The sequence below is a fragment of the Herbaspirillum sp. 1173 genome (assembly GCF_031455335.1).
GTDB classification, from domain to species: Bacteria; Pseudomonadota; Gammaproteobacteria; order Burkholderiales; family Burkholderiaceae_D; genus Herbaspirillum; species Herbaspirillum huttiense.
On record NZ_JAVDSP010000001.1, the window covers coordinates 1128974 to 1148548 of the forward strand.

21 protein-coding genes are annotated in these 19575 nt (G+C 64.0%); 3 read left to right on the forward strand and 18 right to left on the reverse strand.

The features are described 5' to 3' along the window. Window positions 1–24: 24 nt before the first annotated feature. Genes mdcA through dctP form a run of 4 tightly spaced genes read right to left on the reverse strand, consistent with a single transcriptional unit; the run spans window position 25 to window position 4636 of the window. A complete protein-coding gene (gene mdcA / locus J2X56_RS05150) occupies window positions 25–1692 on the reverse strand; it encodes a malonate decarboxylase subunit alpha (RefSeq protein WP_310158604.1) in 1668 nt (555 codons plus the stop codon). Then, window positions 1693–3042: a TRAP transporter large permease gene (locus tag J2X56_RS05155; RefSeq protein WP_310158607.1), complete on the reverse strand. Its 1350-nt coding sequence runs from the start codon at window positions 3040–3042 to the stop codon at window positions 1693–1695. Then, window positions 3039–3617, reverse strand: a complete 579-nt coding sequence (locus tag J2X56_RS05160) for a TRAP transporter small permease (protein WP_209566768.1) — start codon at window positions 3615–3617, stop codon at window positions 3039–3041. Before J2X56_RS05160 ends, J2X56_RS05155 begins: the two co-directional genes overlap by 4 nt. Further along, window positions 3614–4636 carry a TRAP transporter substrate-binding protein DctP gene (dctP, locus tag J2X56_RS05165; protein WP_209566771.1) on the reverse strand — a complete coding sequence of 341 codons (1023 nt, stop codon included), beginning with the start codon at window positions 4634–4636 and terminating at the stop codon, window positions 3614–3616. The genes J2X56_RS05160 and dctP overlap by 4 nt, the downstream gene beginning before the upstream one ends. A 147-nt stretch (window positions 4637–4783) precedes the next feature. Here dctP and J2X56_RS05170 point away from each other — a divergent pair, with 147 nt between their 5' ends. Continuing rightward, on the forward strand, window positions 4784–5452 hold the full coding sequence (locus J2X56_RS05170; RefSeq protein WP_134135855.1) for a GntR family transcriptional regulator: 669 nt from the start codon (window positions 4784–4786) through the stop codon (window positions 5450–5452). A gap of 18 nt (window positions 5453–5470) precedes the next feature. Here the strand turns inward: J2X56_RS05170 and J2X56_RS05175 are convergent, their stop codons facing one another. The 14 genes from J2X56_RS05175 to J2X56_RS05240 form a co-directional block, all read right to left on the reverse strand. Then, window positions 5471–6370 carry a pseudouridine synthase gene (locus tag J2X56_RS05175; RefSeq protein WP_134135857.1) on the reverse strand — a complete coding sequence of 300 codons (900 nt, stop codon included), beginning with the start codon at window positions 6368–6370 and terminating at the stop codon, window positions 5471–5473. Continuing rightward, complete coding sequence (locus J2X56_RS05180; protein ID WP_310158612.1) at window positions 6367–7704, reverse strand: type II toxin-antitoxin system HipA family toxin; 1338 nt, start codon at window positions 7702–7704, stop codon at window positions 6367–6369. Before J2X56_RS05180 ends, J2X56_RS05175 begins: the two co-directional genes overlap by 4 nt. Beyond that, window positions 7701–8003 carry a helix-turn-helix transcriptional regulator gene (locus J2X56_RS05185; protein ID WP_039785683.1) on the reverse strand — a complete coding sequence of 101 codons (303 nt, stop codon included), beginning with the start codon at window positions 8001–8003 and terminating at the stop codon, window positions 7701–7703. Before J2X56_RS05185 ends, J2X56_RS05180 begins: the two co-directional genes overlap by 4 nt. A gap of 197 nt (window positions 8004–8200) precedes the next feature. Next, window positions 8201–8389: a YjfB family protein gene (locus J2X56_RS05190; protein ID WP_121041615.1), complete on the reverse strand. Its 189-nt coding sequence runs from the start codon at window positions 8387–8389 to the stop codon at window positions 8201–8203. Window positions 8390–8619: 230 nt separating this feature from the next. Then, window positions 8620–8808, reverse strand: coding sequence for a hypothetical protein (locus J2X56_RS05195; RefSeq protein ID WP_034331488.1), 189 nt, complete (start codon window positions 8806–8808; stop codon window positions 8620–8622). A 210-nt stretch (window positions 8809–9018) separates the two neighbouring features. After that, window positions 9019–9870: an anti-sigma factor gene (locus J2X56_RS05200; protein WP_310158620.1), complete on the reverse strand. Its 852-nt coding sequence runs from the start codon at window positions 9868–9870 to the stop codon at window positions 9019–9021. After that, on the reverse strand, window positions 9867–10424 hold the full coding sequence (locus J2X56_RS05205) for an RNA polymerase sigma factor (protein ID WP_051156335.1): 558 nt from the start codon (window positions 10422–10424) through the stop codon (window positions 9867–9869). The genes J2X56_RS05200 and J2X56_RS05205 overlap by 4 nt, the downstream gene beginning before the upstream one ends. Before the next feature lie 26 nt (window positions 10425–10450). Beyond that, the gene (locus J2X56_RS05210) at window positions 10451–10822 is read right to left on the reverse strand and encodes a hypothetical protein (RefSeq protein WP_121041624.1); all 372 of its coding nucleotides are present in this window, start codon (window positions 10820–10822) and stop codon (window positions 10451–10453) included. A gap of 102 nt (window positions 10823–10924) precedes the next feature. Then, entirely contained in the window at window positions 10925–11371 is a 447-nt protein-coding gene (locus J2X56_RS05215; protein WP_310158624.1) for a group 1 truncated hemoglobin, read from the reverse strand. Between the two features lie 16 nt (window positions 11372–11387). Then, window positions 11388–12413 carry a DUF3034 family protein gene (locus J2X56_RS05220; RefSeq protein WP_310158625.1) on the reverse strand — a complete coding sequence of 342 codons (1026 nt, stop codon included), beginning with the start codon at window positions 12411–12413 and terminating at the stop codon, window positions 11388–11390. A 57-nt stretch (window positions 12414–12470) separates the two neighbouring features. Next, a complete protein-coding gene (locus tag J2X56_RS05225) occupies window positions 12471–14861 on the reverse strand; it encodes an EAL domain-containing protein (RefSeq protein ID WP_121041630.1) in 2391 nt (796 codons plus the stop codon). Window positions 14862–14906: 45 nt separating this feature from the next. After that, window positions 14907–15533: a methylamine utilization protein gene (locus J2X56_RS05230; RefSeq protein WP_166675566.1), complete on the reverse strand. Its 627-nt coding sequence runs from the start codon at window positions 15531–15533 to the stop codon at window positions 14907–14909. Window positions 15534–15540: 7 nt separating this feature from the next. After that, on the reverse strand, window positions 15541–15690 hold the full coding sequence (locus J2X56_RS05235) for a hypothetical protein (protein ID WP_209566782.1): 150 nt from the start codon (window positions 15688–15690) through the stop codon (window positions 15541–15543). 116 nt (window positions 15691–15806) lie between these two features. Beyond that, window positions 15807–16424 carry a TetR/AcrR family transcriptional regulator gene (locus J2X56_RS05240; RefSeq protein WP_121041634.1) on the reverse strand — a complete coding sequence of 206 codons (618 nt, stop codon included), beginning with the start codon at window positions 16422–16424 and terminating at the stop codon, window positions 15807–15809. 262 nt (window positions 16425–16686) lie between these two features. Here J2X56_RS05240 and J2X56_RS05245 point away from each other — a divergent pair, with 262 nt between their 5' ends. Then, the gene (locus tag J2X56_RS05245; RefSeq protein ID WP_121041636.1) at window positions 16687–18189 is read left to right on the forward strand and encodes an efflux transporter outer membrane subunit; all 1503 of its coding nucleotides are present in this window, start codon (window positions 16687–16689) and stop codon (window positions 18187–18189) included. A 141-nt stretch (window positions 18190–18330) separates the two neighbouring features. Then, the gene (locus J2X56_RS05250; RefSeq protein WP_121041638.1) at window positions 18331–19575 is read left to right on the forward strand and encodes an efflux RND transporter periplasmic adaptor subunit; all 1245 of its coding nucleotides are present in this window, start codon (window positions 18331–18333) and stop codon (window positions 19573–19575) included.

Genomic DNA, 19575 nt, shown 5'->3' on the forward strand with positions numbered 1-19575 from the left:
AATGTCGCTTTCATTGCGGGAAAATCACCAGTTGCGGAAGCGCTTGGGCGGGTTGTACAGCCCGCCGGAAGCCCGCACCAGGTCCTTCATGTTCTTGGCCGCCAGCAGGTCGCGGGTGGCCATGCGCTTGTCGATGCCCAGGTCTTCGGCGCGGCGGATGATGCCCCGGTCGCGCAGGTTCTCCACCATGCGCTTGTCACGGCCCATGCCGACCGCCGTATAACCGGCCACGCCGCGGATGGCCTGCTCGCGCTCTTCTTCGGTACGGCACAGCAGCAGGTTGGCGATGCCCTCTTCAGTGAGGATGTGGGTGACATCGTCGCCATAGATCATCACGGGCGGAATCGGCATCTTGGCCTGCTCGCCCAGCTGCCACGCGTCCAGCTTCTCGACGAAGGCCGGCTGCATGTGCTCGCGGAAGGTCTCCACCGTCTGCACCACCAGCTTCTGGCCGCGCGGAATGGTATTGCGTCCGGCGCGCGCCTGCTGGCCGGCCTTGAGCCAGGCCTCGCTGGCGTGGCGGCGTCCGCGCGCATCCGCGCCCATGTTGGGGGCGCCGCCAAAGCCGGCGATGCGGCCCAGCGTGGCCGTGGAGGAATTGCCCTGCAAGTCGATCTGCAAGGTCGATCCGATGAACATGTCACAGCCATAGTGGCCGGCCGTCTGCGAGAAGGCGCGGTTGCTGCGCATGGAGCCATCGGGTCCGACGAAGAAGACATCGGGCCGTGCGCGGATGTAATCTTCCATGCCCAGCTCGGAGCCGAAGGAGTGCACGGATTCCACAAACCCGGCCTCGATGGCGGGAATGAGCGCCGGGTGCGGATTGAGCGCCCAGTGCTTGCAGATCTTGCCGCGCAGGCCCAGCGATTCGGCATAGGTAGGCAGGATCAGCTCGATGGCGGCGGTATCGAAACCGATGCCGTGATTCAAGCGCTGCACGCCGTATTCGGCATAGATGCCCTTGATGGCCATCATCGCCATGAGCACCTGGATCTCGGAAATCTGCGCCGGGTCGCGCGTGAAGAGCGGTTCGATGTAATGCGGCGTGGGAGCCTTGATGGCAAAGTTGACCCAGTCGGCCGGGATGTCCACGCGCGGCAGCTCATCGACGATTTCGTTCACCTGCGCAATGACGATGCCGCTGGAGAAGGCCGTCGCTTCGACAATGGCGGGCGTATCTTCCGTATTGGGCCCGGTATAGAGATTGCCGTGGCGGTCGGCCGCCTGCGCAGCCACCAGCGCCACGCGCGGCGTCAGGTCGACGAAGTAGCGGCCAAACAGCTCCAGGTAAGTATGGATGGCACCGATGTTGAGCTTGCCGGCCGAGGCCAGTTTGGCCAGGCGGCCGGCCTGCGGACCGGAGAAGGAAAAATCGAGCCGGTCGGCGATGCCCTTCTCGAACACGTCCAGATGTTCCGGCAAGGCCAGCACCGAAAACAGCATGTGCAAGCCCTTGACCCGTGCCGGATCGAGCGCCGCCAGGCCCTTGGCCAGGAAATCGGCCTGCTTCTGGTTGTTGCCCTCGACACAGACCCGGTCGCCGTTTTCCAGCACCGCATAGAGCAGCTCCGCCAGTTTGTCCGCAGGCGCGATCTTGCCCTGCAACTGGCTACCCAATGCGGCGGTGGCGCGCGCCAGCCGCTGTTCACGGTTCTTCTGGCGCGCATTCCACACGCGTTCGCTACTACTCATTTACTTGGCTCCCATCAACAAATCAGGCAATACGGTCGCGATGCCGGGGAACATGCACAAGAGCAGGACCGCGAGAAACATCAGCGCCAGGAAAGGAATCGTACCCTTGATGACATCGCCCAGCGCGATATCGGGTGCGATGTTCTTGATCACGAACAGATTCAGCCCCACCGGCGGGTGGATCAGGCCCATCTCCATGACCACCGTCATGACGATGCCGAACCAGATCAGGTCGAAACCGGCGGCCTTGAGAGGCGGCAAGATGATGGGCGCGGTCATGAGGATGATCGACACCGGCGGCAGGAAGAAGCCCAGCACGATCACCATGCCCAGGATCACGGCCAGCAGCAGCCACTTCGACAGATGCAGGTCGACCACCCATTGCGCTGCCGACTGGCTGATGTGCAGGTAGCTCATCACGTAGGAATACAGCAGCGACATGCCGATGATGAGCAGCAGCATCCCCGATTCCTTGATGGTGGAACTGAGGAAGGGTGCGATCTGTTTGGGCTTGTAGATGCGATAGACCACCGCGATCAGCACCAGCGCCAGCAGCGCGCCCAGGCCAGCGGTTTCGGAGGGCGTGGCCAGGCCGCCATAGAGCGCCACCATCACCCCGATCAGCAAGATCAGGAAAGGCAGCACGCGCGGCAGCATTTCCACTTTCTGGGCCAGCGTGAAATGTTCGTCGTCCAAGTAGGCCGACTTGGCCCCACCGGCGGTGTAGACGGCATGCGCCAGCTTGTATTCCTTGCGCGCCCGGAAGACCGCATAGCCCGCGAACAGGATCACCAGCAGCACGCCCGGCCCGATACCGGCCAGGAACAGCCGTCCCAGCGACTGCTCGGCGGCCACGGCATACAGGATCATGGTGATCGACGGCGGCAACAGGATGCCCAGCGTGCCGCCGGCGGCGATGATGCCCGCGGCAAACCCCGGTGAATAGCCACGACGGCGCATCTCGGGAATGCCCGCCGAACCGATGGCCGAGCAGGTCGCCGGCGACGAACCGGCCATGGCGGCAAAAAGCGCGCAGGCAAACACGTTGGCGATGCCCAGCCCGCCCGGCACCTTGTTCAACCAGGCGTGGATGGCCGAATACAAGTCCTTGCCCGCAGGAGATTTGCCGATGGCCGCCCCCTTCAGGATGAAGAGCGGAATCGACAGCAGCGTGATGGAAGCGATTTCTTCATAAACGTTTTGCGTGATGGTATCCAGCGACGATTCCGGCATGAAGAAATACATGAAACCGGTCGCCACCACGCCCAGCGCAAAGGCGATCGGCATGCCCGAACACATCACCAGGATGGTGACCACGCCATAGAGCACACCCAGGGTCAGCGGACTCATTGCGCACCTCCGGACGTTGCAGCAGGCACGGTGCCGGTGATGCGCGTGAGCACCTGCACCAGCAATTGCAGCGTCAGCATGCTCATGCCCAGCGCCATCAGGGAATACGGAATCCACAGCGGCGGCGCAAAGGTGGACGACGTGGTCTGCCCCTCCACCCAGGCTTCATGGAACAGGGTCCACGACTTCCAGGTGAAGAAAGCGCAGAACAGGAAGGACACCACATCCACGATGAACATGCGCACCTTGTTGGCCAGCGGCGAGAGCAAGCCGGCCAGCGCCTCGATGCCGATGTGCCCGCGCAGCGACTGCACATAAGCCGAGCACAGGAAGATCACGCCAACCAGCATGAAGACCGAGGCTTCATCCTGCCAGTCGGTAGGCTGATGGAAGAAGTAACGCACCACCACCGAATAGGTGAGGATGCAGGAGGTCACCAGCAGCGCAATCATTCCCAGGAACACGGCCACGCGATGGTAGCCCTGCAGGAAGGCCGACAGCCAGGCCACCGGGGCGCTGGCCGGCACGGCCGGGCGCGTGGCCGCCGCGCCGGGCATCTCGAAGCCGTGGCTCATACGGTCTTCTCCGCCAGGGCCAGCAGCTTGGCGCAGTTGGTATTGCGGGCCGCGAAGTCCTTCCAGGCGGTATTGCGGGCGATGTCCTGCCACTTCTTGACGACCTCGGCGTTGAGGTCAACCACCTTGGCACCGGCCTTCTGGTAGACCTGGGCCACGGCGATGTCGTCGGCCTGGGCAGCCTTGGTGGCGAACTGTTCCATGTCTGCACCGACGGACATGATGACGGCCTGCTGGTCCTTGGGCAGACGTTCGAACACGGCCTTGGACATCATCAGCGGCTCGAACATGTACCAGTAAGCCTTGTCGCGCCCGGTAGTGAGGGACTTGGCCACCTCCTCCAGGCGGAAGGACATGAAGGAAGTCGACGAAGTCATCGCCGCATCCATCGCGCCGGTCTGCATGGCGGCGTAGATCTCATTGGAAGGCAGGGTCACCACGGCGGCCCCCGCTTCCTTCAGGATCAGGTCCATCTCGCGCGAACCGCCGCGCACCTTCATGCCCTTGGCATCGGCCGGATCGACGATGGGCTTGCCGCGCGAGGCCACGCCGCCCGCCTGCCAGATCCAGCTGACGATGACCACGCCCTTCTCGCCCAGGATGCGGGCCAGTTCCTTGCCCACTTCGGCATTCTTCCAGGCGGCGCCCTGCTGGTAGGAGGTCACCAGGCCGGGCATGAGGCCGATGTTGGTTTCCGGGACTTCCCCGCCTGCATAGTTCAGCGGTACCAGCGACATGTCCAGCGCGCCCTTGCGCAGGGCGGAGAACTGGGCATTGGTCTTCATCAGCGACGAGCCGGGATAGATCTCGAACTTCAAGGCCCCTTTGGTCTTTTCGTTCACCTGCTGGGCGAACATGCGCACCAGGCGGTCACGGAAGTCGCCTTCTGTCAGGGTGCCACCGGGAAACTGGTGAGAAATCTTCAGGCTGGCCGTTTGCGCCCAAGCAGCGGGCATGGCGGTGGCAAGCGGTGCAGCGGCCAGGGTGCCAAGGAAATGGCGACGGGTAAATGCGGTCATGCTGGTATCTCCTCCAGGAATTGATGGAACTACTGTGTTTTTATGCTCTCATCGTGTATACAATTTCAGTCGAAACGCATACATTGTCAAGCATTAATCCCGTGGAGGCTCTTCCCTTTACAATGCTTGTTTTAGAGGCAACACACCATGGACACGCCAAAGACCCGTTCTGAAACCCTGCGCGAATCGATTGAAGAGCTGATCGCCGTCGGCAAGCTGGCGCCGGGCCAGCATCTGGATGAAACCTCGCTGGCCGAGGAATTCGGTGTTTCGCGCACGCCCATCCGTGAAGCGCTGATCCAGCTGGCCTCGATGGGCATCGTCGAGATGCGGCCGCGCCGGGGGGCCATCGTGGCCGAGATCGGCCCGCAGCAATTGATCGAGATGTTTGAAGTGATGGCCGAATTCGAAGCCATGTGCGGCCGCCTGGCCGCGCGCCGCATGACGCCGGCCGAGCATGCCGAGCTGCTGGCGGCGCACCAGGCCTGCCAGGCGGCGCGCGATGCCAGCGATCCGGATGCCTATTTTTACCTGAACGAAGCCTTCCACGACCACATCTATGCCGGCAGCCACAATGGCTTCCTGGCCGAGCAGGCGCGCGCCCTGCACCGCCGCTTGCGGCCGTATCGCCGCCTGCAGTTGCGGGTGCGGGATCGTCTCAGGATGTCCTATGACGAACACCAGGCCGTGGTGGATGCCATCATCGCCGGCGACCCGGAACGTACCGTCGAGGTGCTGCGCCAGCACATCATGATCCAGGGGCAACGGTTTGCTGATCTGGTGGCTTCTCTGCACCAGCTCAAATCGGCTGCCTGACCCGCGTTAACGTCCCGGCTAAAGGCTGCGCTGGCTGACGAAATGCCGCTCGCTGCCATCGAGCGGATCGATGAAGAACAGGGAACGGGCCAGCAGTTTGAGGGGCTTGTCCAGATCATCGGCCACGCCCACGGGCACGGCGTGCGGATAGAACAGATCGTTGAGGATGGGAATGCCCAGCGAGGCCATGTGCACCCGCAACTGGTGACGCCGTCCGGTGACCGGTTCCAGCTGGTAGAGGCCCAGTTCTCCCCGCTGTTCGAGGAGGGAAATGTGGGTTTCAGAATTGGGCGCGCCTTCGGCCTCATACATCTTAAAGAACTGTTCAGGGATCTCTTCCACTCGGCTGCGGTGCACCCGTGGCAACGCCAGATCCGGCCGCAGCGGGGCAATCGCTTCATAGACCTTGAACATGGACCGTTGCTGGAACATGGACTGATACTTGCCTCGGCTGGCCGGCTGATGCGAAAAGACGATCACCCCGGCCGTCTCCCGGTCCAGCCGGTGGATGGGGACCAGGTCCTGCAGGCCGGTGGCCTTCTTGAGTCGCACCAGCAGGGTTTCCTGCACGAAGCGACCAGTCGGGATCACCGGCAGGAAATGCGGTTTGTCGGCTACCAACAAATGGTCGTCCAGATGCAGAATCTTTTCTTCCACCGGAATGCGCGCTTCACCCTCGGGTAATTCGCGGTAGTAGAAAATGCAATCGCCGCTGCGATAGGGCGACTCCGGGCGCAATGCTTCACCATGCTGGTTGCGGACTTCCCCCCGCAGCAGGCGCTCGCGCCAGATCGATTCGGGGACGGCCGTAAAGCGGTCGGCCAGGAAGGACAGCATGTCGCGCCAAGGCCCCGGTTGCAGCCACAGGTAGCTGGGCGACAAGCCCTCGCGCATGGGCAGGGTGGGCGTGGGCCTCATGCGCCCTCCGCGCTGGCAGGCTTCCTGCGCGCGGCGCGGCGGCGCCAGGCGGCCACGCTGGCATTGGCCTCCAGATGCGCCAGCAGCTTGCCGCGCTGGGCGTCGGTAAAGGGGAGGCTTTCGATCAGGGAAGGCCATTGCGTCATGGCGCGCTCGACCGTCTCCACCAGCACCGCCTGCAATCGCGGCTCCGGCAGGCGCCACAGGTTGGCGAGCTGGCGCAGGATGGCGGGCGTGAGCAATTGCTTGCCCTTCTGTCCCGGCACGAAGGCCAGCGCATGGCCATCGCCGCCCACGTAGGCGGCGTAGGCCACGATGTCATAGGCCGGAGACAACGCGGCCTGCTGGGGCGTGTGATACAGCAGGCTGAAATTCTTCAGGTGCGCATCGAAATTGCCGAGCAGCTCGTTGACCTTGATCCGCCGCAGCAACTCGTAGACATCCTCGGCCCCGCGCGTACTTCGCTCCAGCAGTACCACGCCGATGGCCGCGTAGGTACCGACATACTTGGCCGCCGGCGCAGTACCGGTGACCTGGGCGAAATCCTCCATGTGCAAGCGTCCGGTGGGCGTGGGCGCGTCGCGGTCGAAGCGCTGCACCAGCAGGAAACGGCTGGCGTCGTTGCGCAGGCCGAACGGCAGGTGATCACCGATGGCCGACAACGGCTCCAGGCTGAACCGGCAAGTCTGCACGCCAGCGGCAGCGGCCAGGGTCAGCGAGGCAAACTCAACCTGCGGCATGTTGGGGTAGTCGGTGGCCGGCAGCTTGGCGATGAAGTGGCTGCCCTGGCTATCCTTGGAGCGCATGACGTAGCGTCCCCCGCTCTCCCGCACCAGCGCCAGCTTGGGCTGGACACCCGAGAGCGATTCCCCGCCCGGCACCGGCAACTGGCCGGAACTCATCTCGTAGCTGTCATGGCCCTGGCCTAGCAGGCGGCCGAGACCGCGTTCATCCAATTCTTCGGCCAGCGCCGAGACATCGCCGGGCAGATCGCGTCCGCAGTAGGCCAGCAGGCCAAATTCATCGTCCGGAGCGAGACCGGCGCGCTGGATCAGGTGTTTGCGCAACTGCCCTTCGGGCAGGAGATTCTGGAAGAAGGGAGGCAATCCGCCACGGCCATCCCCCCGGTTGGCCGCCAGCGTGGGATCGAGCAGCTGGGCGCGGGTACGCTCTTCGGTGGAGGCCAGATAAAGCTGCGAGAGGACGGGACGATCGTCCCCCTGCAAGGCATAGGCGTCATCGAAACGGAAATAGCAGCGCCCGTCATCCAGGGCGAACAAGGAACCGACCTCGGTCTGCCCGAGGCGGATGCGCAGGGAACGCAGCATGCTCATGCCCCGCCTCCTTCGCCCATGAGCGCTTGCAGCCGCGCCCCCAGTTCGGTCTGGCTGCCAGCGCCTTGCGCCTCGGCGGCGCGCAGCGGCGCTGCTTGGCGCGGCAACAGCAGCAGGTCCAGCTCCAGCTCCTCGCACAGGGCCAGCAGCTTGACCAGTTCGATGTTGCCGCGCCCGGTTTCCAGCGCCAGCAAGGTGTTGCGGTGCATTCCGGCCAGCGCGGCCAGCGCGACAGCCGTCATCCCCCGTGCTTTACGCGCGGTGCGAATACGACGGCCGATGTCTTGCAGATTGGTCATCAGAAGATCCAATTAAATGGTTCTTTTTACATATAACCATTATATTGGTCATCTGCACGAAATCAAGAACAACAGATTGTGTATTTACCTAAACGCACAATCTATTGTTCTTCCGAAGAATTGGCAAAGGCGGCGATCCGACGATGCACAAAAAAAATCGCAGTCCGGCAAGGACTGCGATTTCAAGAGGACGGTGTTCAGGCAGTGGTATTGACGTTGCGCCCGATGTTCGGGTTGGCCGGCAACGGCGGCAATGCCTGCAACAGGCCCACGGCGGCAGAAGCCTGGCTGTCGAGCGCTTTCTTCAGCATCAGTACGTTGACCGAATCCGAAGTCTGCGCCGACGCCATGCTGGTGGCCAGTGATGCGATTTGATTGACATCCATGGTGCTCTCCTTTTGGGGGATACCGGGAAACAGGATGCGTCGCCCGGTGCCTTGGTTACGGCATTGGACGCTGTTTCTTTACATCAATCAAGAATATTTTTGAGTATTTGTCAGTATTTCAACTCAGCTCGACACGTCTCGCTACGAATATCTTGAGCCCATCATGACAAAAAAAATCGCACCCCGAAGGGTGCGATCAAGCGAACGCCAAGGCAGCAAGCCCTGGCCACCTAGACGATGGTATTGATGATGCGTCCAATGTTGACATTGGCCGGCAGGCGCGCCACGGTCGTTGCGACACCTACCACATCATCCACCGCCGCCTTGGCGACCTTGCCCAGATCGATGCCGACGGACTGCGCCGCCTTGTCGACCAGCCAGGCCGTTGCTGCACCGCTGGCGATAGTTGCTAGCTCCATATGAAACTCCTTGTCTGAAGTGCAACCGGACCATGGCGTGAGCCTGATCTCGCATGTTTCCACATCCCCCCACCATGGTTGATCAGGCTTTACGTCATGGGTAAATGTGTTAGCGGCAGGCAAGCAGACAGTCTTGACGGGAGTTGCCCCGTCCTTACCCGCTTTTGCATGTGTAAACCTCAAGTCGGAACAAGGTCCGCCGTAAGGCGCTCAGCGTGACGGCGCGGGCGGCAATGGCACCAGTTGCTCGTAGACCGAACTGGCAATGCGCGACAGTTCAGCGCGTGCAACGCCGCCCGACAGCGCATAACCGAACTGGCCATCGATCCAGTAGAAGACGTTGACCTTGCCTTCCTGAGCGAAGCGGAAGCCGGTCTCGCTGTTCTGCACCTGGTCGTGCGAGACATACAGGGTCAGCCGCTGTCCGGCCGCATCCTGATACATGAACTGCGCCACCGGACCGCTCTGCCCCGGCAGCAGCCGGCCACCGATCAGGTCGTACCCCAGCGGTGCCAGCTTGGGGGCGCGCACGTTCACGCCCAGCCGGCGCGACAGCCAGGTCACCAGCGCCTGTTCCTGATCGGCCCCGACTTCCACCGGCCGCCGCAAGTCGGCACTGAAGACGGTATGGGCCACCGCGGCCTGGCGCGCCAGCATCACGGGCGCGGATGCCAGCGTGCCGGCGCGGCCGCCGCCGCTCAGGTCATGCGCCAGCCAGCCGCCCGTAGCGCCCGCCAGCGTGAGCAACAGCATGGCCGCATAACGCCACCAGAACCGGCCATTGGCCGCCCCCTCGCCTGCCTCATCGCGGCGGCGGTGCGGCTCCCCCGCCCCGGCCAGCACCGCTGCAGCCAGACGCGGCGGCAGGGGCTCTTCGAGGACCGGGTCGTAATGGGCATGCAAGGCGCGGTTCTGGGCGCGCCAGGCGCGCACGCGGTGCAGATCCCCGGCGTGTGCCGGGTCTTGCTCCAGCCAGGCGGCCATCTCGCTGGCACGCGCCGCCGGCAGCTGGCCGTCGGTGTAAGCGTGCAAATCTTCTTCGGGGAATGCCGGGGTCTTCATTTCACCACCTTCAGGGTCGCACCGGCTTCACCCTGCCCGCCGGGTCCCTCCATCCATTGCCGCAGACGCTCGCGGGCGCGCGACAGGCGGGACATCACGGTCCCGGTCGGAATGCCCAGCGTGGCCGCGACTTCTTCATAACGCATCTCTTCCAGCACCACCAGCAGCAGGACTTCCCGCTGCTCCGCCGGCAGCAGCTGCAGGGCCGCTTCCAGATCCAGGGCCAAGCCGTGTTCGGCCAGCGACGCCGGGGCCGCAGCGTCTGCTGCCTGCTCCAGGTCCACCGTGACCAGCGTCGGCTGGCGGCGCTGGTCGGCGTGCAGATTGTGCATGATGGCAAACAGCCAGGGCCGCATGTCGCTGCCGCGTTGCCAGCTGTCGAGCTTCTGCCAGGCGCGCTCCAGGGTGTCCTGCACCAGGTCGTCGGCACTGTCGCGCCCGCCCGTAAGCGCGCGGGCGTACCGCCGCAGGCGCGGCAGGCAGGCGAGCATGGCTTGCTCGTCGGCCTGACGTTCCCGTTGCTGGCGCTGCAGCCTGGCGGTGCGTCCGAACATGGCGGGCAGGAGGGTCTGAAGGACGATCAGGGCTTGACGACGTGCCAGACGTCCTTGAAGTTGTCGCCGGTACGGTCACCCGGCTTCTTGTCGGCCTCGTACAGGTACAGCGGCTTGCCCTGGTAGGCCAGTTGGGCGCTGCCATCGTCGCGCGTCACCGTGGAATACGGCGCGGCCGGCTTGCCCATCGGTGCGACCGGCGGCCACAGCTTGGCACAGGGGCCGTTGCAGACGCTCTTGCCGCTGTTGGCGGTGTCCTTGTCGAAGGTGTAGACGGTCATGCCGCTGGCGTCGACCAGGATGCCGTCCATGGTCTTGACACCGGCGCTCTGGGCCGAGGCGGTGAAAGACACCGAGGCGCAGGCCAGCGCCAGCAGGGAGGTTGCGAGCAGTCTCATGATGTTTCCTTTTCGTGGTCGGGTTGCGCGATGTGCCATACCCATGCCGACGTATACGGAAGGCGGCCCTGCTTTATTCCCGCCGCCACAAAATATTTTTTGCTATCGGCTGACCGTCTCGCGCTGCATGGGTGCCAGCAGCGCCAGCAGGCGGTTCTGGGTGCGGGAGGGGATGCCATTCTTGTCCATGGCCAATTGCAGATCTTCCACCAGGGCATTGAAGTCGGCATTGCTCAGTTTGAGACCCTGGTGCACTTCGCGCATGGGATCCCCGGTGTAGATGCAACCACCGCCGCTGAGCTGGCAGAACTGCTCCACCAGCTTTTCCCTGACGCGCTTGACGTTGGAATTGTCGAAGGTATGGCGGATGCGGGCATCCGCCAGCATGTTGTCCATGAAATCCTGCACCACCCGCTCGATCACGGGCAAGCCGCCCAGTGCGCGAAACAGGCTGTCATCGGGCGTGGCCGGAGTCTGGGCCTGCGCCAGGCCGAGGGCACAGGCCAGGGTCAGTGCGAGCGCGGCTTGCTGCATTCTGAACTTGTTCATCGCGGCTCCCGTGCGCTCAGAAACCGGCCTGCAGCGACAGATAGACGCCGCGTTGCCGCTTGGGGTTGTAGACGGTAATGTCGCCCAGCGCCACGTAGGCCAGGGTCATCGACAGGTTCTTGCTGGGGAGCCAGGCCAGGAAGGCATCGTAATAATCCTTCTCATGGTCGGCCGCCAGGTTGCGCGGCTTCATGCGGTATTCCATACCCAGCGCCAGCTTGCGGTTGATCATGTAGGCCGCCGAAAACTCGCCCATGGCCTGGTAGCGGTCATTGAGGTCGCCGCCGAAACCGAGCAGTCCCATCTGGTTGGCCTTGGTCAGCCGCAGCGTACCGTTGAGCAGCAGGCTCTGCTCCAGCAGCAGCTTGGTGGCCGAGAGGTAATAGTCGATGCCGGCATCACTGGCCGCGCCAAGCTGCTTGACGCTGGTGACCGTGCCCAGCCCGCCGATGCCGTTGTTGTGCTTGAACATGGCACCGACGGCGATCTGCGGCAGCCAGCGGTCCTGATCATAGACGGCGTCACCGGCCAGCTTGAGCTTGATGCCGACGATGTCCTGCGTGATCTTGAGATCGGCCAACGGGGCCAGGCTGCCGTAGAACTCCTGCTTGGCCAGCGACAGTTCCAACCGGTCCAGCATCCCCACGGCCACGCCATAGGATTTGAGCGTGTAATCCTGGGTCGCCAGATAGGTGTAATGGGCGTTGGCACCATAGCTGTCGCGCGTGCCATAGCCGGTGATGAGCGCCCAGGGCGTCAGACCGCCGCCGCCGGCCCCCTCGACCTGGATCACGCCGCCTGTGGCAGTGAGCTTGCCGAGGTCGGGCATCCAGCGTGTCTTGTCCTGATCGGCAGCGGGTTCGGGGGCAGTGGCTGCCGCGCCGGAACTGACGGGGCCCGGCGCGGCGCGCATGGCCTGAGCGGCCTTGCGCTGCTGTGCCTGCATCCAGGCCTCGCGGTCGGCATCGCTGAGCTGCGCCCAACCCGGCGCAGACAGTGTCGCCAGCAACGCGAACGCGCCACTTTTGGTGATTTTCTTCATACTGTCCCCTGCCCCCTCTTGGTGATTCTTTGCTGGCGCGACCCCTCGCGCCATCCTTCATATTGCGACGTTTTCCGACTGATCCAGCATCTCCGGCGCCCGCCATTGCTGCAGCCACTCCAGGAAGCGCTCCACCGGCATCGGCTTGCCCATGAAATACCCTTGTCCCTGGTCGCAGCCCATCTGTCGCAGCAGGAACCAGACCTCTTCGCTTTCCACCCCTTCGGCCACCACCCGCAAGCCCAGGTTGTGGCCCAGGTCCACGGTGGAGCGCACGATCTTGGCGTCATCCTGATCCTGCGCCATCTTCATGACGAAGGACTTGTCGATCTTCAGTTCATCCACCGGCAGGCGCTTGAGGTAGGCCAGCGAGGAATAGCCGGTACCGAAGTCATCGATGCTCAGCGCAAAGCCCATGGCGGCCAGACGGTCCAGCGTGCTCTGGGCGCGCGCCGGATCATCCATGATGGCGCTCTCGGTGATTTCCAGGCAGAGCGCGGCGGGCGTGAGGCGATGGCGTTCGAGGATGGCCCCGAAGGCGTTCGGCAATTCCTGGTCCAGCAAGTCGCGCGTGGAGAGGTTGACCGAGAACTTCAGGCGCAGCCCCTGCGCCTGCAACCGGGCCGACAGCCCCGCCACCTTTTCCATCATCCAGATGGTCAGCATGCGGATGAAACCGGTGGTCTCGGCAAACGGAATGAAATTGTCGGGCCCGATGAAGCCCTTCTCCGGATGCACCCAGCGCACCAGCGCTTCGCCGCCGACCACGGCACCCGTGGCCAGGTCCAGCTTGGGTTGGAGATAGAGCATGAATTCGTCGCGTTCCAGCGCGCGGCGCAGTTCGGACAGCAGCGACAGGCTTTCCTGGCTGCTCTGGTCGATGGCCGGATCGTAGATCGTCACGCCATTGCCCTTGCGTTTGGCGGTGTACATGGCGACCTCGGCCCGGCTGAGCAGCACTTCGCTGCTGTCACCGTGGGCCGGATAGCCGGCCACGCCGATGCCGGCCCCCAGGTCCACGGTCTGTTCCTGCAGCGACAAGGGCTGTTCGAGCGCACGCAGGATGTGTGCCGCCTGATCCAGCGCGCCAGCGAGATCGACGCCCGGCAGCAGGATGGCGAACTCATCCCCGCCCAGGCGCGCCACCTTGGCCCCCGGATACAGCAGCTGCGCGTCCAGGCGTGCCGCTACCTGGCGCAGCAGGTCGTCGCCGAAGCTGTGGCCGAGCACATCGTTGACCTGCTGGAAGCGGTCCAGGTCCATCATGAGGATGTGGCAGCTGCCTCCCGGCAGCGCCTGCGCCTGGCCGATCGCTTCACGCAGCAGGTCGCCGAATTGCACCCGGTTGGGCAGGCCGGTCAATTGGTCCTGATACGCCAGCCGGCTGATCTTGAGTTCGCGGCTGGCGATTTCCGAGCGCATGGTTTCGAAGGCCGCGCCAAGGCGACCGATTTCGTCCTGCCGACGAATGTAGAGCCCTTCGCTGTAATCGCCCTCCCCCAGCCGCTTGGCCACGGTGGCCAGGTCACGCAGGGGGCTGGTGATGCGGCGCGCCATCACGGCGCTGGCGACCGCCGCACCGAGCACGCCCAGCACGGTGATGCTGAGCAAGATCAGTTGCAGACGCTGATATGGAGCCACCGCCTCGCTCACCGAGCGCTGCAATACGGCCACCGCTTCCTGGCCATTGCTGGCGCGTGCCAGCGGCAGCACGCGGGCACGATACTGGTTGCCGTCGATCTGCAGGTCGGTGGCACCCGCCTGGCCCATCTGCGGGCTGCTGGCCTCCTTGGCCATCATCTGAGCTTCTGCCTTGGGCAGGGTCGATACATCGGCCGTCCAGCCCGCGCTGCCACGCTGGCGCACCAGGATGGAGACCTGCAGTTGCGACAGCGCGCGCATGTCGTTGACCAGGTCGCGGTCCACCGGGAAGCCCATCACCACCCAGGCGATGGTGACCGGGGCCTTGATCGGCACCGCTACGATCTGGAACAGGTTGTCGCCGACCACCGCACTTTCGGCCGCGCCATTGCCGTTGCCGGCCTTGCGGACCAGTTCCAGGCTGCTGCGCTGCAGGTCGGTATCGGGATATTCGAGGGTGGAAGCGTGGATGAGGCCATCGGTGCCGACCAGCATGCCCATGGACGCACCGATGCGCGCCCCGTGGTTGGCCAGTACCGAGGCGATGGTGTCGCGGTCATCGGTGCCGATGGCCTGGCGGAAGCCGAAATCGGAGGCCAGCAGACGTGCGCCTTGGGTCAGCTTCTGGGCATTCTGGTCCAGCAGGCGTGTGAAGACGCGCTCGCCAATGATCAGCTCCTCGCTGATGGCGCTGCGCGCATTGCGATCAATGGCGGTTCGGATCGCCACGAAGCCGGCCAGTTGCACCACCACGATGAGGATGATGAACAGCGCGACGATCTTGCTTTCCAGACGGTAAAGACGCACCCCGGCCCCGATTCCTGTTGTTCAGATTGGCGTGATGCCGCCGCTTCAGAGCGGCACCGCCTTGACGTTGAGTTTGATGACGGCCCGGCCGTCTCCCTGTACTTCCAGCGGCTGCTCGACGGCGGCCTGGTTCGGTCCCATGGTGAAATACCAGGCCTTGAGCGTGTAGCGGCCATTGGCGATGCCGTCCAGCTTCACCACGCCGTTACGTTCGCTCACTCCGAAATGCGGCGTGTTGACCACCTGCACGTAGGCCACCATTTCGTCGTGGATGTTGCAACCCAATACCACGGTACCGGCCTTGTCGAACACTACCGGACTGCCCGGCACGCCCGAATACAGCTTCAGCTCGAAGGTCTTGGCCGGGGAAAACGAATAGACATGGTGCCGGACGTTGTCATGGTTGGGGAACAGGATCGCTGTCCCGGTCTGCACCACCGTCACCAAGGGAATGAAGGTCTTGTTCTTCTGCTCGATCTCCACCTGGCGCGCCGCCTTGACGGCGCCCCCGCCACCCGCCGGTTCGGCATAGACCACGGCATTGGGCACCGGCTGGCCGGCGCTGTCGAGCACCTGCACCGAGACGGCGGCCTGAGCGCTCAAGGCCCACGTTCCTGCCCACAACAGGAAGAGAGTCAGGAGGGGGGCGCGGCGCATGTTCTTTTTCTGCATATCGCTGTCATTGAAAAATAAGGGCAATGAAGATGACCGGCGGCGACCGTGGCAACAGCGCATCCTTCCAGCCTTCCATCCCCGCACTATACGGAAGCCCTGCGGGATGGATATCGGGGAGTTTCTGACTTGCCTGTGCGCAATATTCCAGGATCATCGGCCTTCCCGCCCTCGGTGGCCGCCCCGATCCCCGTTTCAATCTTCACTCTGGTAATTATGCCCGTGAATTTCAATACTGGATGCCCCTCAGCAACCAGATCATTTGATGTCGCGCTACTGACTGCGCGGAGCGGTCAGATAGCCGATCACGGCGGGCAGGATCTCGGTCCGCACGCTGGCCGGGGAGACGCCACCGTAACCGGTCAGCACCACCGCCTTGATGAGCGCCTTCAGCATGCGCTGGACCACGAAGGTCGCCACATCCAGATCGGGGGGCGTGATCGCGGCGCGGTGCTTTTCCAGCACCCGGCGAATGGAATCGAAGAAGCCCTGGCGGATTTCCTGCGAGACCGGCAGGTTGAAGGCCGGAAATTCCTCTTCGAGGATGCGATTGAGTTCCGGCTCCAGCAGGTGTGCCGCCACCAGTGCGTTGATCAGTTTCTCGAAATCGCCCGAGAGCGTCCCGGAAGCATCGATGTGCGCCACCACGTCTTCGAACAGCGTGAGCATGCGCGTGCTGTGCCGCTCGCGCAGCGCGAAGATCAGCGCATCCTTGTTGGGGAAATACTGGTACAGCGAACCGACGCTGATGCCGGCCGATTCGGCCACGAGATTGGTATTGGTCTTGGCATAGCCACGCTCGACGAGCACGCGCGACATGGCATCAAGGATGGTATCGACCATCGCCCGCGAACGCGCTTGGCGAGGTTCTTTTCTGGGTTGCAGTTTCATTGGCAGCTTTGGTGAGGAATTCGCCCGCCCCCGACGCGAATTCGCAACGTGAGTGATTGTTCGTATATCGAAGTATAATACGAAAAATGAGTTTTTACTCGCCCGACCCCGTCATGGTACTCGTAAATCCAGGCAAGCGCTGCCTGCCCCATCGGCCCGGTCCTGCGAGTCTTCGCGACTGAAGGCTGTCGGAACGTCGCGGCGCGTATCGCAAAACTCGAAAAACAACTCGTATCGCCAAACATTCTTCGTGGAGAATTCTATGCAACGCATCATCTCGCCCGCCACCCGGCCGCGGGCGAAGGCAGCCTGCGCCGTGCTGGCCGCGCTGATCGGGGCCATCGGCCTGGCGGGCTGTGCCAGCTTCGAGGGCATCGGCAGCGACAAGCAGCTGGCCCAGGCGCGCGACTTCAGTACCACACGCAGCCTCTCCGATCCCAATCCCGGCGCCCCCAACGGGCAATGGCCGGGCAGCGACTGGGTTCGCCAGTTCGGTGACGCCCAGCTCACCGCATTGATCGAGGACGCTCTCGCCACCAATCCCGGCCTGCAACAGGCGCGCGCCCGCATCAGTGCAGCGGCCGCACTGGCTGAGTCACGCGGCGCACCGCTGCTGCCGACCGTGAACGCCGAAGCCTCGGTCATCCGCAATCAGTTTTCCAGTACCTCGATCTACCCGCCGCCTTACGGTGGCAACTGGTACAACGAAAAAAAGGCTGGCCTGAACGTCGGCTATGAGCTTGACCTCTGGAACAAGAACCAGTCTGCCCTGGAGCAAGCCATCTCCAGCGAGAAGGCGGCCCAGGCCAGCGAGCAGGAAGCACGCCTGGCACTCACGGCCTCGATCGTCTCGGTCTACAGCCAGCTGGCGGCGCAATATGCGGTACAGGACATCCTGCAGCGCACGGTACAGCAGCGCAGCAATCTGGAGACCATCACCGCCGACCGCGTCAAGACCGGTCTGGACAGCCAGATCGAACGCAACCAGTCGCGCACCAGCAGTGCCGATGCCCGCGCCCAGCTGGAACAGAATGCCGGCCAGATCGTGCTGCTGCGCCAGCAGCTGGGCGCGCTCAGCGGCAAGGGACCGGACCGCGGCCTGCAACTGGCCCCGCCCGCCCTGCAGAACATGGCCACGCCGGGCCTGCCGGCCGACCTGCCGCTGAACCTGCTGGGCCGCCGTCCCGACATCGTGGCCGCGCGCTGGCAGGTGGAAGCCGCCAGCCGTGGTGTGGATGTCGCCAAGGCGCGTTTCTATCCGGACATCAACCTGAGCGCCATGATCGGTTTCGACAGTCTGGTCGATGCCAATCCCTTCACGGCCGCCAGCAAGAGCATCGCCTTCGGTCCGGCCATCACGCTGCCGATCTTCGAAGGCGGCGCACTGCGGGCCGGGCTCAAGGGCGAATACGCAAACTACGAGCTGGCCGTCGCCACTTACAACAAGACCTTGAACGATGCCTATGCCGATGTGGCGCGCCAGATTGCGGCAATCCACTCCATCGAGCGCCAGCTGCCGATCCGCCGTGAAGCGCTGCAAGCCGCCGAGCGTGCCTACGACCTGGCGCGCGAACGCTATCGCCTGGGCCTGGTGTCGCAACTGACGCTGCTGTCCTCGGAAACGGGCGTGCTGGCCCAGCGCCAGTCGCTGGTGGCGCTGGAAGCCCAGCGCCGTGAACAGCAAGTGGCGCTCTACAAGGCTCTGGGCGGCGGTTTCGACGCCCAGCAGGCCGGACTGGCGGCAGCCCCGCCGCCGTCGCGATGAGCCTGCCCCAAGACGACCTGAGCCAATGAACTGAACCCAGCCCGCCACCGGCTTCTCCACCCTGCCGCCGGTGACCGGGACGGCCCCGCTGCTGCGGCGGGGCTGATCGACCGACTACAAAAAGATAGAACGGAGTCCTCCATGAGTGACAGCACCACCCAACAAAACCCGCAAGCCAACAGCAATGGCAATGGCAATGGCAACGGAAATGGCAACGGCAAGCGCAAGCGTCAGCTGATCCTGCTCACGCTGGTCCTGCTGGTGATCGCCATCGCCTGTTTCCTGTACTGGTTCCTGCATGCCCGCTTCTTTGAAGAAACCGATGACGCCTATGTCGGCGGCAACGTCGTGCAGATCTCCGCCCAGGTTGGCGGCACCGTGGTGGCCGTCAAGGCCGACGACACGCAAGTGGTCAAGGCCGGTCAGCCGCTGGTGGCACTCGATGCAGCTGACACCAAGCTCGCGCTGGAGCAGGCCCAGGCCGCACTGGCCCAAGCCGTGCGCCAAACGCGCCAGCTGTTCCTGAACAACGACACGCTCGCCGCCAATGTGGCCGCAGCCGACAGCAACCTGGCCCGTGCCCGGGAAGACCTGCAGCGCCGCCAGGCTGGCCTGTCTTCCGGTGCGGTCTCGCAGGAAGACGTCTCGCACGCGCGCGACGCCGTCAAGAGCGCCGTCGCCGCACTCGACCAGGCCCGCGCTGCTGCAGCCGCCAACCGCGCCCTGACCGACCACACCAGCGTGACCGAGCACCCCAACGTGCTGCAGGCGGCCACCGCCGTGCGCAATGCCTACCTGAACTATGCCCGCGTGAACATCGTGGCACCGGTCTCCGGTTTCGTCTCCAAGCGTTCGGTGCAGGTCGGCCAGCGCATCGCGGCCGGCAATCCGCTCATGGCCATCGTGCCGCTGGAACAGATCTGGATCGACGCCAACTTCAAGGAAAGCCAGTTGCAGCACATCCGCCTGGGGCAGCCGGTGGAAGTGATCGCTGACGTCTACGGTTCCAGCGTCAAGTACAAGGGCACCGTGATCGGCTTCTCGGCCGGGACCGGTGGCGCCTTCTCGCTGCTGCCGGCACAGAACGCCACCGGCAACTGGATCAAGGTGGTGCAGCGCGTACCAGTGCGCATTGCGCTCGATCCGGAACAGGTGCGCGCGCATCCGCTGCGCATCGGCCTGTCCACTACCGCCACTGTGGACATCCATGGCGATGGCCGTGCGCTGGAAGCGGTGCCGACCAATTACCAGACCAATGTCTATGACGACCTCGGCAAGCAGGCCGATGCCATCGTCGAGCGCATCATCAGCGACAACGCCAGCGGCCTGCCGCAGGCGCGCAAGAGCAAGGCGGCCGCCGCACCGGTGGCGGTGCCGCACACCTGA